This window comes from Flavobacterium branchiophilum NBRC 15030 = ATCC 35035 (assembly GCF_002217205.1).
GTDB classification, from domain to species: Bacteria; Bacteroidota; Bacteroidia; order Flavobacteriales; family Flavobacteriaceae; genus Flavobacterium; species Flavobacterium branchiophilum.
This window is the reverse complement of sequence record NZ_MUGT01000140.1, coordinates 1-14,219: the sequence shown is the minus strand read 5'-3', so window position 1 is coordinate 14,219 and position 14,219 is coordinate 1. Positions and strand designations below refer to the sequence as shown.

The 14,219-nt window shown below is 31.7% G+C and carries 13 protein-coding genes; all 13 read left to right on the top strand.

All coding sequences use genetic code 11. From position 1 onward, the window contains the following. Positions 1-1,475: sensor histidine kinase (locus B0A58_RS13800; RefSeq protein WP_165766354.1), on the top strand; the 1,475-nt coding region annotated here is incomplete at its 5' end. Next, positions 1,465-2,208: a LytR/AlgR family response regulator transcription factor gene (locus tag B0A58_RS13795; protein WP_243389504.1), complete on the top strand. Its 744-nt coding sequence runs from the start codon at positions 1,465-1,467 to the stop codon at positions 2,206-2,208. The genes B0A58_RS13800 and B0A58_RS13795, both read left to right, overlap by 11 nt. A gap of 293 nt (positions 2,209-2,501) precedes the next feature. Further along, positions 2,502-2,975: a T9SS type A sorting domain-containing protein gene (locus B0A58_RS13790; protein ID WP_089081546.1), complete on the top strand. Its 474-nt coding sequence runs from the start codon at positions 2,502-2,504 to the stop codon at positions 2,973-2,975. Positions 2,976-2,981: 6 nt separating this feature from the next. After that, a complete protein-coding gene (locus tag B0A58_RS16870; RefSeq protein ID WP_243389503.1) occupies positions 2,982-3,761 on the top strand; it encodes a tail fiber protein in 780 nt (259 codons plus the stop codon). A 25-nt stretch (positions 3,762-3,786) separates the two neighbouring features. Next, positions 3,787-4,863 (top strand): NHL repeat-containing protein, encoded by a 1,077-nt coding sequence (locus tag B0A58_RS13775; RefSeq protein WP_133063145.1) that lies wholly within the window; start codon positions 3,787-3,789, stop codon positions 4,861-4,863. 48 nt (positions 4,864-4,911) lie between these two features. Further along, positions 4,912-5,457, top strand: a complete 546-nt coding sequence (locus tag B0A58_RS13770; protein WP_089081544.1) for a hypothetical protein — start codon at positions 4,912-4,914, stop codon at positions 5,455-5,457. 192 nt (positions 5,458-5,649) lie between these two features. Next, on the top strand, positions 5,650-5,823 hold the full coding sequence (locus tag B0A58_RS16535; protein WP_165766353.1) for a hypothetical protein: 174 nt from the start codon (positions 5,650-5,652) through the stop codon (positions 5,821-5,823). A gap of 171 nt (positions 5,824-5,994) precedes the next feature. Next, the gene (locus B0A58_RS13765; RefSeq protein ID WP_089081543.1) at positions 5,995-6,552 is read left to right on the top strand and encodes a hypothetical protein; all 558 of its coding nucleotides are present in this window, start codon (positions 5,995-5,997) and stop codon (positions 6,550-6,552) included. Position 6,553: 1 nt separating this feature from the next. After that, the gene (locus tag B0A58_RS13760) at positions 6,554-8,587 is read left to right on the top strand and encodes an LGFP repeat-containing protein (protein WP_089081542.1); all 2,034 of its coding nucleotides are present in this window, start codon (positions 6,554-6,556) and stop codon (positions 8,585-8,587) included. Positions 8,588-8,605: 18 nt separating this feature from the next. Then, positions 8,606-9,784: an LGFP repeat-containing protein gene (locus B0A58_RS13755; protein ID WP_089081541.1), complete on the top strand. Its 1,179-nt coding sequence runs from the start codon at positions 8,606-8,608 to the stop codon at positions 9,782-9,784. A gap of 20 nt (positions 9,785-9,804) precedes the next feature. Continuing rightward, on the top strand, positions 9,805-10,929 hold the full coding sequence (locus B0A58_RS13750) for a serine hydrolase domain-containing protein (protein ID WP_089081540.1): 1,125 nt from the start codon (positions 9,805-9,807) through the stop codon (positions 10,927-10,929). Beyond that, entirely contained in the window at positions 10,926-11,816 is an 891-nt protein-coding gene (locus B0A58_RS13745) for a hypothetical protein (RefSeq protein WP_089081539.1), read from the top strand. The genes B0A58_RS13750 and B0A58_RS13745 overlap by 4 nt, the downstream gene beginning before the upstream one ends. Positions 11,817-11,878: 62 nt before the next feature. Next, a complete protein-coding gene (locus tag B0A58_RS13740) occupies positions 11,879-13,966 on the top strand; it encodes a glycoside hydrolase family 9 protein (protein ID WP_089081538.1) in 2,088 nt (695 codons plus the stop codon). Positions 13,967-14,219: the final 253 nt, after the last annotated feature.

Here is a 14,219-nt window from a genome sequence, read left to right as displayed (position 1 = left end):
ATGTAAATAACTCGAAACAATTTAAAAACAATACTAAATTTATAACAGAATATTACATCAATATTTCAGTTCAAAATGATAATACATTACTTTTTTCTGGTTATGGCGGTTGGAACCAAGTAACGCAAGAAGGTGAAATAATAAAATCATTTGATATTATTAAATATAATGTGGTAAACAATCATGTAGTTGGAATTGCAAAGGATAAAAAAGGAAATATTTGGTTTGGTTGTGCCGAAGGTTTATATCATTTTAGTCCTAAAACCAATAAAGCAGTGCGTTTATCACAAATAGATGGTTTGGCAAGTAACGACATAACCAATGGTTTTAAACTCCTCAAAAACAATAAATTAGCAATTGGTACTGATTTTAGACTTCAAATTATCGATTTAGAAAAAATAGTAAAAACGCAATTGATAAATAAATTAGAATTAACTTCTGTAAATATAGATGGTAAAATTATTCCAAATTTCAAACAAAAAATTAAACTTAACTATGATTATACTTCATTAGATATTTATTTTTCGTCACTATCTTACTCAGAAAAAGAAAAAATTATTTATAGATATAAATTTGATAATGAAAAAAATTGGCGTTATTTGGGCTCAATTCCTAAGTTATCTTTAATAAAATTGTCACCTGGAATTTATAATTTAACGATTCAAGCTGGAGATAATTTGGGTAATTTTCAGCGGGAAGAATTACAAGTAACTATCGAAATAGTTCCCCCTTTTTATAATACGATTTGGTTTACTGTTCTTGTGTTGCTATTTATTTTATTTATTGCTTTTTTAATCAATAGATATTTGGTAAATCAAGAAAAAGAGAAAGGAAAATTGAAAAGAAAAATTTCTGATAGCGAAATGCAAACCCTTCGTTCACAAATGAATCCGCATTTTTTGTTTAATTCCTTAAATTCAATAAATAGCTTTATAGTACAGCAAAAAAGCCGAGAAGCAAGCGGTTATTTAACAACTTTTTCTAAATTGATGCGAAATATTTTAGAAAATTCTAGGTATGAAAGCATCACTTTAGAAAAAGAACTCAATACGCTAAAAATGTATTTAGAAATTGAAGCGGTACGATTAGATCATCAATTTGATTATGAAATTTTGATTGATAAAAATATTGAACTAGAAAATATAAAAATTCCACCATTGATTATTCAGCCTTTTGCAGAAAACGCAATTTGGCATGGGTTAAATAATAAACCCAACAAAGGATTATTAAAAATTGAAATTCAAGAAATGAATGAAAATGCTATTACAATAGCAATAATAGATGATGGAATTGGCAGAAAAGCAGCAGCTTTATTAAAAAAAGAGCAATTAAAACACAAATCGTATGGTATTGATATTACCATCAATCGATTGCAATTAGTCAATTCAAAAAACAGTTATAAAATTACTGATTTGACAGAAAATGATGAAATAAAAGGAACTAAAGTAGAACTTCAAATATATTATGATGACTAAAGTATTAATCATAGACGACGAAAAACATTGTATCATCACATTAGAACATATATTAGCCGATATGGAAAATGTTTCTATTGTTGCAACCACACAAGACAGCACCAAAGCGAAAGAATTAATAGAGAAGCACCTTCCGGATATTATTTTTTTAGACATAGAAATGCCTGTTTTAAATGGTTTTGATTTGTTAGCACAATTTACACAACTCCCGTTCAAAGTGGTGTTTACTACTGCTTATGACCAATATGCCATTAAAGCACTGAAAATAAATGCTTTGGACTATTTATTAAAACCCATTGACCAAAAAGATATTGAGCAGGTTTTAGAAAAATTTAATGCCCAAGAATTAAACCTTACCAAAGACCAACTGAAACATTTACATCAGTTTATCAATGGTAAAATGCAAGATACCATGGCACTTTCTACACAAGACGGATTGCATTTTGTAAAAATTGACGACATTATGTATCTAGAAGCCAGTAGTTGTTATACCTACATTATTATGAATGACAAAACCAAGCATTTGGCAAGCAAAACGATGATTAATTTTGAAGAAGTTTTACAAGACAATTCTTTGTTTTTTAGAGCACATAAATCGCATATTATCAATCTGAAATTTATTAAACAATACATTCGGGGCGAAGGAGGTGAAATCATTATGCAAGATGGAAAAAACATAGCATTAAGCCGAAATAAAAAACAAGAATTTTTAAGTTTATTTAAAAAAGTATAATTTATTCTCATTCAAATTATTCGAACTCCTTTTCCAAATGGCGAAGGAGTTTTTTTTATTTTTTCGTATTTCAATTATTGAAAGTTGCAGTTTAATAATTCTCATCTTATTCTTATAAAAAAGAATAGCACTTTTGTTCTGTAATTTAGTAAGTAAAAATCATGAGATGATGTGCAAAATTCAGGGACTTTTGATACAGTTAAGAGTAACATCAATAGAGCTTATCAGAATGTAACTAATAATTCCAGCAATACTTGGACAATTATTAAAATATATTATTAAAGTAAAAAAATATGAAAACAAAAATACTCTTTTTTCTATTTTCTTTCCTCTTTTTTCTGGAAGGAAATGCACAGCAATCTGTAAATGCTGGAGGCGGAGAAGCAACAAGCAGCCAAGGCAAAGTAAGCTTTACCATTGGTCAGATAGATTATGTAACAGTTACAGGTTCTGGAGGTTCGGTTTCGCAAGGTGTGCAACAACCTTATGAAATTTTTACGCTTGGAACAGATGAAATTCCTGCAATCAGTTTAGAATTTAGCACCTATCCAAACCCAACAACAAACGTGTTGTTTATCAAAAACAATCTTACAAATAAAAAGTTTCAATACCAACTATTTGATATTTCAGGAAAGCTCCTTTTTACTTCTCCCGAATGGGTGCAAGAAGTTCAAATCGACATGAGTTTGTATCAAACAGGTAATTATATTTTGCTTATTCAAGCAGAAAACAATTTAACTAAATCTTTTAAAATCATTAAAAAATAAGAACTTATGACAATAAAATTATACACATCCGCAAGAAAAATCTTTATTCTTTTTTCTTTCCTCTTTTTTCTAAAAGCAAACGCCCAAGCTCCAGAAAAAATGAGTTATCAGGCGGTCATTAGAAATAGTAGTAATGCTTTGGTTTCAAATGCCAATGTAGGTATTAGAATATCCATTTTACAAGGAACTGCAACAGGAACGTCTGTTTATACCCAAACCCAAACGGCTGCTACCAATGCCAATGGCTTGGTTAGTTTAACAATTGGCGATGGTGGTTTTGTTTCTGGCGATTTTGTAGCCATCAACTGGGGGAATGGTCCTTATTTTATTAAAACAGAAACCGACCCCACTGGCGGAGCCAATTATACCATTACATCAACAACCCAATTGTTGAGTGTACCCTTTGCAATGTATGCCAAAAACGGAGTCCCTACTCAAACTAATCAAGCTGGTAAAGCATTAACCACCGATGGGACAAGTGCTAGTTGGACAAAAATGCTATCAGATATTGGCGTGAAATTTTATATAGTTGCTCAAGGAGATTTTCCAAATTTTTCAACTGGTGCTAGTGCAAATACTTTGGGTGCCATTGTTATGCATGCTAATAATGGTGGTGGTTTAATTAATGATGTTGGCGTTACTATACCCTGCGATGGTAGAAGTTTATTGATTTCTCAACATCAAGCTTTATTTTCAGTGATATATACTACTTATGGAGGAGATGGCATCACTACTTTTAAAATCCCAAACTTAATCAATGGTTTAGCACCAAAAGGAAGAAATTAATTAAACTCAAATAAACTCAAACATTATGAAATCAATTTTTAAAATAATGCTGCTTTTAGTAGCCATATCATCGGTACAAATTTCTAATGCACAAGACGCTCCAGCACCAAAAAATGCAATGAAATATAAAAAGGACTTTTCAAAAGTTTATGTTGAAAAAATAGCAAGACCAAGTGCCATTCATAATTTGAGTTGCATCTTACTAGATATGCCAAATAAAGACATTACTCAAAATGAAACAGACCACTATGTTTGTGGTATAGCTTATGGCAGATCAGGGGGGTTTGCTGTTTCCTACATTCATAAAATAGATAATGGAAAACAAATAGGAAAAGTAAAAATATGGGAAAAATTTGGCGATTTTTATAACGGTAATCAACCCAATAAAACCCATTTTGTATATAATCCAGAGGCAATAGCCTTTGATGCAGATCAAAATTTGTATGTATCGAGCACGGTTGATAACAAGATTGTTTATTTTATGAAATCAGATAATTGGAACACCCAAAATGCTTTTATGGTAATGGCCAATAAAGTAAACCCAACATCATTAAGTAATCCATGGAACGCAAGAGGCATTAATTTTGACGAAAACAATGATTTGTATATTATGTGCGAAAACCTGCACTGTAATGAATGTGCCGATAATCAAGTGTTTCCAGCATCGGTAGTAAAAGTAACCCAACCAACATCGGCCAGCCGTACAATAACCGAAATACAAGGCTCAAGTCAAGAAAAAGAGCAGGCTCTTGGGGTGGCAGTTGGAGATGGTAAAATGTTTACAACCGATTTGCATTCAAAAAAAATAAACATGTACAACCTCAACGGAACAACTGCAACATTAAGTAAAACATTAAATATAAATTTTACACCATTAGATATTATTTATGTAAAAAGTGAGCAAGCGGTGTATTTTACTTGTGTAGAAAACTCGGTTTCAAAAGTAAAAAAATGGAATTTTAATACCTCAAATACTGCCGAAGAGGTAAAAACAATATCAAGCAATGCCGATTATCCATCGTCTTGGGGGCTGGCTTATGTATGCGATAAATTAATTGTTGCAGATGGCGTAAACAGTAAAGTTGTATTCTTTAAAAGATAATTCAAATAAATAATAATAATCTTATACAAAATTTAATAATAACAAGCTATGAAATGTATATTTAACATCCTTTTGATTTTTTGTAGTTTTTTTGGTTTTTCACAAGCCAAAATGACCAAAGAAGAAGCTAAGAAAAAAGCCATGGAAATGATGAATTCCAAAGGAACAATTGTATATGAAACCAATGGATCCAAAACAAATCCGATAAGTGCGAATATGATGTTTGCCAATGGAAAATATATAATTGGTACCATTATGAACAAAATGAGAACCGATGCCGCTCCTGGAAATTTTGAACAACCCTTTGTGTTGTTGGTTGTGGATGCTATTTCGGAAGGTGTTCACGAATTTTCCAAAACCTACAAACAAGCATCTGGAATATCTAGCAACGGAAAAATGTATGAAATAAGAGGTTCGCTAAAAATAAAACAACTCAATGGTAAATATTATGGTTCATTTTCTGGCGAACTCATCGATATTGTAAAACGAGATGGTGCCAAAAAGAAAGAAGATCGTGTGGATGAAAAAGCCAAAGCAGGAAAAATTACGGGCACTTTTAGTGAACTCACTTTATTAAATTTCAATAAAAAATAATCAGCTAATAATGTAATTTAATTGAGGTCTAACTTGTCATTTCGACAATTGGAGAAATCCTATAATTCGAGCAACTATTGCGATTCCTCCTTGCGTCGGTAAATTGCCGTTGGAAATTACCTTTCAAAAGAAAATTTTGCTTACGGAATATTAGATGCTGTTCATAAAACCAAACTACCACAAGGAGGAATTGTGCCAACAAATTATAAACAAAAAGGCGGAAATTTTGAAATAACAAATGTGCATAAAACTACCGTTGATGGCTCCTTTACCGTTAAGGTGTATGACATGAATAACCCCAAAATTGTAAAAACCATTTCGGGTACTTTTGAAAAATTACCAATAAAATCGATTGGCGAAAATTAAAAATTTAAGTAAATAGTAATCTTATATTTATTATAAAATTATTTTATAAATTAAAAAACTTTAAAAAAAATATTTTTTTACTAATTTGACATGATAAAATACAAAAAAAATAGTAAAAAAACTAGAATGATTATAATTAAAATATATAATAACACTTAAATACGACAAAAAATGAAAAAAACAATTATGAAATCAGTTTGGCTTTTGATGGCAATGCTTAGCATGCAAGTGGTACATGCCCAAAAAATTTTACCACAAAGAAATGATCTTCCACAACAATGGAGTGGTGTTATTGGGGATTATTTTAAACAATATGATGGCCGTGTCATTTCTGTAAAAATCACCATCATGTCCACTGGAGCATTTGACACAAATATAGATGGTGGTGGTCCTAATTGGTGGGTTGCTTATGGTAATACCCTTTTAAATTTAGCTAATAAATCTGGACAATCTATGATTGAATATACTTTTAGCGATAGACAAATCAGTTGCTCTAACAATACTTATATTTTCAATACTAACGCAAAGGAAAACGCAACTTTGACATGGGGTACATCAAGAGATAAAAGGTTTGTCTCTGGATTTGGCCCAACAGAACTTAACCTTTTTAAAGAATGGAATTTGAAAATAACCAAAGCTTATTCTAACGGAAATGTGCTTTATGGAGAAATAAACAACGGAAAATTAAGCTTTAGTATAAGCGCTGGAGATATCATACACGACAGATAAAATGAAAAAAATAACCGCAATTTTAGCCCTTTTACTTTTTGCTACTGCCTCGCAAGCACAAGTAAAAATAGATTTCAATGGTTTTCATTGCCACGAAGAGACTAGTGATGGTAGTGGTAGTGATGAAATCTATTTCATTTTTAATATATTTAAAGATGGAATGTACATTAAAACTATAAAATACCCAGAAAATAGCTATATAGGTGGTGTAGATGCAGGTGGCACTTATGGAAAAGGTAATTTTACAATTTATGAAGGTCCAAGTGCAAATATAATGATGGAAGTACACATGTATGAATGGGATAATGATAATCCTAATGATAATATAGGCTATTTTAATGATTTTTATTCCAAAAAAAATACTTGTGATGAAGTAAAAAATAAATCCTACTATAATAATCCATTAACAAATTTTAAATTTAATTGGAAAACATTTGAAAAAATGCCTTACTGTGATTATGTAATAAAAGATGCATCAATTAGGGGTAAATTATCACAAGACGATCATATTGGTCTAAATATTTTAGCTTTTGGAAATTATTTTTTAGATAAAACAATAGTAAATGAATTGCCATTTTCAATAATTACTTCAAATAGTGAAATTGATAATTATCCTTATAATATTAAAGTTCCTGAAATAAGTAATTATTATGGAAACAACGCTGATGGAAGATTTAGTGCCTTTTTTTCAGTAGTCAATAATGTGCCCGAATTAAATAATAAAGAATTAAGAAAATATTGGAATGACAATCCTTGGATAGGCAAATTTGAAAAATTATTAAATAAAAATTCTGCAACTTTTGAAAATGCAACGCTGTATTTGAATAAAAAAGGTACTGTTGTTTCTATTCAAGGTGCAATAAGAGAAAAATACAGACAAAAAGGAGTTTTTGAAAAAGTTGGAAATCTAGAATCTAATGAAATGGATGTTGCCGACCAAAAATGGAAAGATGCAGGTTATCTAAAATACAATAAATTCAGTAAAGGATATATCGTTTGGAAACCTTCAAGTTGTTTAGCTCTTACAAATGAAGAGTTTGATGCAGGTCCAAAATCATTCGCAGAAATAGTAACTGAAGTTAAAACCAAAGAACCTGCAAAAAAGATAGATTTATCTCATCTTAAAAATGCCAAATCAGGCGAAGATAACAGAGAAACGGCTATTGCGATGATTACCAACTATATGGCTACCAACCAATATGCCAAAGACAATTTGGGCGATTTAAAAAACGACCAAGGTCATCCCAAACAAACCACCAACAAAGACGGAAAAACAGGCTGGTTTTGGGCAACAAACAAAAATAATGGTTTCATTTTTTATACCCCTTTCAACAATCAAGTTCATTTTGTTGATTTAGGTTTCAGAAATATTCATGCCAAAAACAACACCGAGCATGGTGTTTATGGTTTTCCTATCAGCGACCCTTTCGGAATAAAAGAAAATGGTGTGGTCCAACAATTTGAATTTGGCAATATGTATTTTCGACCACAATCGGATTGGAAAAATGAGCTATTGTTTGGTACTTATGGTAAAATCAATGAAAAATACGGCAGTCAGGGTTGGGAAAATGGCAACTTGGGATATCCTGTAAACAACGAATATTCTTGCCCAATAAAAGGAGCAAAGAAAGGACAATATTATGCCGAAGTAGGTCATGCCCAGTTTTTTGAAGGCGGTGCTATTTGGTATAAATTAAAAGTCAAAAAAGCAGTCATTGTGCATCATGGTCCAATTATGGAGAGATTTAATAAAACGGGCTGGGAAGTTGGCGAACTGGAATATCCAGAATTTGATGCTGTAGAAACCAATGATAAAAAAGGACTTCAACAACAATTTGAAAAAGGATATATTTATTGGAAAAAAGGGGAAGCAGAAGCATATAGTGTAAAGTACAAAAATGGAATTTTCAATATTTTTTTGCAAAACTATGACAAATTAGGGTTTCCTATTTCAGAAGAACAAAACACAGGAGGCACCATGTCTCAAACTTTTGAAAACGGAACTATTGTGGGCGATAAAGTAATTATGAGATAGTATTAAATTTAAAAAAAAATGAAAAAATTAATAAATATAAAAATTAATTATTGCCTTTTGTTTGTTTTTTCAATTTCAAGCATTTGCTTTGCACAATTAGGTGTAGATAAATTAAAAAGCAGCGAAAACACCTATTTGAATGCACAAAAAGAGATAAAAGAAATGGAGCAAAAAATGCTTGCGAAAGCAAATCAATTTTATTTAGGTAATCCAAAAACACCCAATTCTTTTGGAGTAAAAAAAGGATATTGTTGGATTTTTGACAACGGAAATGTGTATTATAATACCAAAGCAAATACCGCTTATGCTATTTTTGGCCCCATTTTACAAAAATGGGGCGAAATTGGTTGGGAAAATGGTTGGTTGGGTTTGCCAATTTCTAATATTGTTCGTATTTCTGGTACTAATGCCGATTTTGCTACATTTACAAACGGAACCATCACTACTAGTACCAAAACAGGCACTCAAATAATTGGAGGTGCTTTTCGAGAATATTGGTACAATGATGGCGGACAAAATAGCAAAAAACTGGGTTTGCCAAAAACAGACGAAGTAACCATCAATGAAAAAGGATATACTAGATACCAACAATTTGAATTTGGTACTCTTTTTTGGGGACCAAACCGAGAAGTGCTTTATTTTCCAGATGCAAATAAAACAAAACCATATACCAATTTTAAAATAAAGCTAAGGCCAATTCAATTAAATTGTTTAGGCAGTAGCGATGAAGTTATGGGAAATTCAAAAGAATTACAATTATATGGCTTTATGGATGTTGCTGTATTTGACGAATTTGGACAAGAAATAAAAAACATTCAAAACACTTCCAATAGTTTAATGGATACTAATAGAAATCATATTGCAACAGTTTCAGAAACGGGAAGTGGTAATGGAAGCATAATACAGGTTGATGATAGAATTTGGCAATATGACATAACTTCATTAGATATTGAAAACGGATATATTAGAATTACCTATAATTTTAGTGATAAAGATTTTTATAGTTCCGACGACTATTTGCAATTGCAAGGAGAAAGTGGCAGCTGGAATTATAGAAACGGAAGTTTTAAATATAGAGATATAAAATTGAAAGAATTATACAAGCAAGGAACCACCAATAAAACAGACCTCTTTAAAGAAACTTCGCAAATTTTAAATGTTATTTACAGCATCAAATTGTATGATTTATCAAATTAATAATGTAAAATGTAAAAAAAATGAAATATTTAATCTGTATTTTCCTATTAACTTTCAAATTATCCTTTTCTCAATCCCTCTATCCTGAAGCCGAAATTGACAAAGTGGTAACCCATTTCATGACTACCCACAAAGTGGTCGGTTTGCAAATTGCCATTACCAAAAATGAAAAAATAGTATTCCAAAAATCCTATGGCTATGCGGATAAAGAAAACAAAATTGCAGTTAATAATAATCATTTATTTAGAATTGCCAGTTTGTCTAAGACCATTACTGCTGTTGGAATTTACAAATTGATAGAACAAGGCAAATTAAAATTAGAAGATCAAGTTTTTGGGCAAAATGGTGTGTTACAAAACGACTTTGGAACACCAAAAAAAGTTTTAGAAACCATTACCATTCAACAACTTTTGCAACATACCACGGGTCTTTGGACCAATGACAACAACGATCCTATGTTTAGGAATAATGCCTTAAACATAAACGATTTGATTAGGGATGAAATTACTAAAAATGCTTCTTCAATAAAAAAAGTGCCCAATGTGTATGCGTATTCCAATTTTGGTTATGCCATTTTAGGAAGAGTTATAGAAAAAATTTCAGGCAAATCGTATGAAAAATACATACAAGATGCTATTTTAAAACCCATCAGATTACATAGCATCAAATTAGCTCAAAAAAACGAGTTGGGCACTTGGCAGGATGAGGTAAAATATTATTCAGACGCCTTTAATCCATACAATATGAATGTAAACCGAATGGATGCTCATGGGGGTTGGATAGCTTCTGCCACTGATTATGTAAAATTGATGGCTTATATGGATGGTTTCGGTCATACAGAAGATGTTTTATTGCCTGAAACCATTCAAAAAATGACTACTCCAAGTGCTCAAAACCAAAATTATGCTTCGGGATGGGCAGTAAACTCAAACAACAATTGGTGGCATACGGGTTCTTTACCTGGCACTGTTTCCGAAATGATTCGTGGGAGCAATGGGTTCAATTGGGTAGTATTATGCAATTCGTCATCTGAATCTCCTAATATTTTCAGCGATTTAGATAATTTACTTTGGCCAATTATAAACAATTCTGATATTAATTGGAAAACAAAAATATTTATGGAAAATATAAGACGAAGACGATGAAAAAAATAGTACTAATTGCTATTTTAGTGTTGTATATAGGTAAAATATCCGCACAACACAACGCTTGGATGGATACTTATATTTATAATGTTCGATTACCCAAAGCATTAAATAATCATCCTGGAATTTATATAAAAATTGTATATAATGGCGAATCCTTGCTTTCAACCCATCAATGGATTGGGAGCCACGACAGAAAAATAGAAACAGCATTTACGTATCACGAAATGGCAACAAATGTATTGAATAATGTAAAACTCCCTATTGTATTACCAGCAAAAACCTATTCGTGGATCATCAATAAAAAAATAGTAGATGAAATGGAATTGCATCCAGAAAAATTTAAAATGGAAGTAATAACCACAGGAAAACCGATTGAAAAATATGAACTTCCGCAGCAATTTGATTTAAAAAGCGATTATGCCGTGGAGGTTATTACATTACAAAAAATGACAAAAGAAGCAAGAAACTTAGTCTTTTCTAGTTCTAATGTTTTTTTAAATGTCGAACAAAAAAAAGCTACAATCAATACAATTAGCAAAGCTTCAAAAGTGAAAAATGATACCATTATCTCATTTTCTGTTCGAGATGATGGTATTCCAAAATGGCTTTCAATAGTAGATGCGGCATATAAACCTAATAATAGTCATAGTAGGGTTACTGAAATTTTAGAATACAAAGGCTATTGGTACAATGAAAAACTTTACATTAGGCAAAAACCACAAAAACCAAAGATAGCTTTGTCTTGCAATGTACCATATACTATTACAGATGTAGATGGTAATACCTGTAACGGAAGGAGCGGTGCTGGAGCGTTTTCTACTGGAAATTGCAAAGAAATTATCAAAAATAAAAGTATAAAAGTAGCGGTATGGGTAAATCCGTAAACTTTAATTAGCAATAAATAAAAATTTGCACAGATAAATTTATAATTTTAACACCAAAAAAAATGAAATTGAAAACATTTTTTATACTCTTAATTAGCAGTATTTCTTTTGCCCAAAATCCATTTATTGAAGTAGATCAATTTGGATATTTCACTACAGGAACAAAAGTTGCGGTGCTCCGAAATCCACAAACAGGTTTCAATGCCGCCGAAAGTTATACCGCTCCGGCCACTTTGCAAGTAAAAAACAGTTCCAATACCGTTGTTTTTACGGGTGCTGTTTCCATTTGGAATGCTGGAGTTACCGATTCTTTTTCTGGAGATAAAGGGTGGTGGTTCGATTTTTCTTCGGTAACGGTTCCTGGAACTTATTATATTTATGATGCTACCAATGCCAAAAGTTCGGCTACTTTTCAAATTGCGACAAATCCATATACGGAAGTATTAAAAGCGGCTACAAAAATGTTTTATTACAATAGATGTAACTTTACAAAAGCAGTTCCTTTTGCCAATTCAAAATGGACGGATGGCTTAAATTTTAACAACAATCTTCAAGATAATAATGCCCGTTCGATTTTTGCACAAAACAATGCTGCTACAGAAAAAGAGCTATCTGGAGGTTGGTTTGATGCTGGCGATTATAATAAATATGTTACCTTTACCTATTCTGTAATTCATGATTTATTGATGGCTTATGAAAGCAATCCCGCTATTTTTGGAGACGATTGGAATATTCCTGAAAGCGGAAACAATGTACCTGACATTCTGGACGAATTAAAATATGAATTAGATTGGCTCTACAAAATGTCAAATTCTGATGGTTCTGCCTATATCAAAATGGGGAGCAAAAATTATTCTCAAAACAGTAGTTATCCACCAAGTGCCAACACAGATCCTCGCTATTATGGCAATTTATGCACTGCTGCTTCTGCAACAATGGCTAGTACTTTTTCCCATGCCGCTATTATTTTTAATGCTATTGGAAATACAACTTATGCTTCGCAATTACAAAATCGTGCCATAGCTTGTTACAATTATACTTTACCTTTTTATACTTCCAATACCTTACAAACCAATTGTGATAATGGCGAAATTGTTTCTGGTGATGCGGATGTAAGTAGTACCGAGCAAAAAACAATGATGGTTAGTGCAGCAATTTATCTTTACAAACTTACTAATTTGGCTACATACAACACTTTCATAACAACGAATGCACCCATAATCACTCCGTTGTCAGATTCCAATTGGGGAGCCGATTATACACCCATTCAAGATGCTTTACTGTATTATACGACGCTACCTAATGCTACAACAACCCTTGTGAATTCCATAACAAATGCTGCTCAAAATGATGTAACAAACAATTGGAATAATTTTTATGGAATTAGTAATTTGGGGCTTTATAGGGATTATATGCCACAATGGGCGTATTACTGGGGAAGCAATCGAATAAAAGCCAAATATGGAAACCTAAATTTGTTATATGCAAAATATGGAATTGGTAATGCTAGCAACCTAAAAAACAGGGCTAAAGAATTGATGCACAGTTTTCATGGAGTAAATCCGCTTGGTATTGTTCAATTATCAAATATGTATGAATTTGGAGCCGACTATTCTATAAACGAGTTGTATCATCAATGGTTTGCCAACGGTTCGGTATATGACAATGCCATAACTTCTAGCAAAGGTCCAGCTCCAGGTTATTTAGTTGGTGGGCCCAATAAAGATTTCTCGGTTACAAGTCTTTCGCCTCCTTATGGTCAGCCTGCAACAAAATCCTATTTGGATTTTAATGATGGGTATCCAAACAATAGCTGGGAAGTTTCGGAACCCGCTATAAATAATCAAGCGGCCTATATCAGATTACTTGCAGGTGTTATTTCAAATTTTGATACGAACTTATTAACTATTTCTTTTGAAAACAATACGGATTTTCAAGTAGCAATTTATCCCAATCCTTCAAATGGTGAATGGGAAATCCACTCACATGTTACCTTGAAAAATGTAAAAGCTTTTGATGTTTTAGGAAAAGAAGTAAAAGTAAATACGATATCGAATAATCAATTTTTCATAAATAAATCTGGAATTTATATTTTAAAAATCGAATTAAATAATGGAAAAATAGTACATAAAAGGATAATTATTAAATAACGAATCAAGCTTATTTTTCATTTATTTACCTCTTATTGCAATTTGAGCGTTTGGTTTGATGAGTTTTATAGAAAAGCACCGCTATTGGATCAAAATTGGCTCCTTTTGGGGATAATTGTTTTTTTACTTAAAATTTTCAATACTATTGATGTGCTTTTAGTATTAAAAACTGTTTACAATTCAAAAAATGAAACTCGTATAAAAAAAACCAGAAAATACATCCCTTTAGTTTACATTTTTTAACCCAACTTGC

What these genes read in the sequence shown, in the direction of transcription:
- B0A58_RS13795 (WP_243389504.1), top strand. Translation starts at nt 1,465, where the DNA reads ATGATGACTAAAGTATTAATCATAGACGACGAAAAACATTGTATCATC.
- B0A58_RS13790 (WP_089081546.1), top strand. Translation starts at nt 2,502, where the DNA reads ATGAAAACAAAAATACTCTTTTTTCTATTTTCTTTCCTCTTTTTTCTG.
- B0A58_RS16870 (WP_243389503.1), top strand. Translation starts at nt 2,982, where the DNA reads ATGACAATAAAATTATACACATCCGCAAGAAAAATCTTTATTCTTTTT.
- B0A58_RS13775 (WP_133063145.1), top strand. Translation starts at nt 3,787, where the DNA reads ATGAAATCAATTTTTAAAATAATGCTGCTTTTAGTAGCCATATCATCG.
- B0A58_RS13770 (WP_089081544.1), top strand. Translation starts at nt 4,912, where the DNA reads ATGAAATGTATATTTAACATCCTTTTGATTTTTTGTAGTTTTTTTGGT.
- B0A58_RS13765 (WP_089081543.1), top strand. Translation starts at nt 5,995, where the DNA reads ATGAAAAAAACAATTATGAAATCAGTTTGGCTTTTGATGGCAATGCTT.
- B0A58_RS13760 (WP_089081542.1), top strand. Translation starts at nt 6,554, where the DNA reads ATGAAAAAAATAACCGCAATTTTAGCCCTTTTACTTTTTGCTACTGCC.
- B0A58_RS13755 (WP_089081541.1), top strand. Translation starts at nt 8,606, where the DNA reads ATGAAAAAATTAATAAATATAAAAATTAATTATTGCCTTTTGTTTGTT.
- B0A58_RS13750 (WP_089081540.1), top strand. Translation starts at nt 9,805, where the DNA reads ATGAAATATTTAATCTGTATTTTCCTATTAACTTTCAAATTATCCTTT.
- B0A58_RS13745 (WP_089081539.1), top strand. Translation starts at nt 10,926, where the DNA reads ATGAAAAAAATAGTACTAATTGCTATTTTAGTGTTGTATATAGGTAAA.
- B0A58_RS13740 (WP_089081538.1), top strand. Translation starts at nt 11,879, where the DNA reads ATGAAATTGAAAACATTTTTTATACTCTTAATTAGCAGTATTTCTTTT.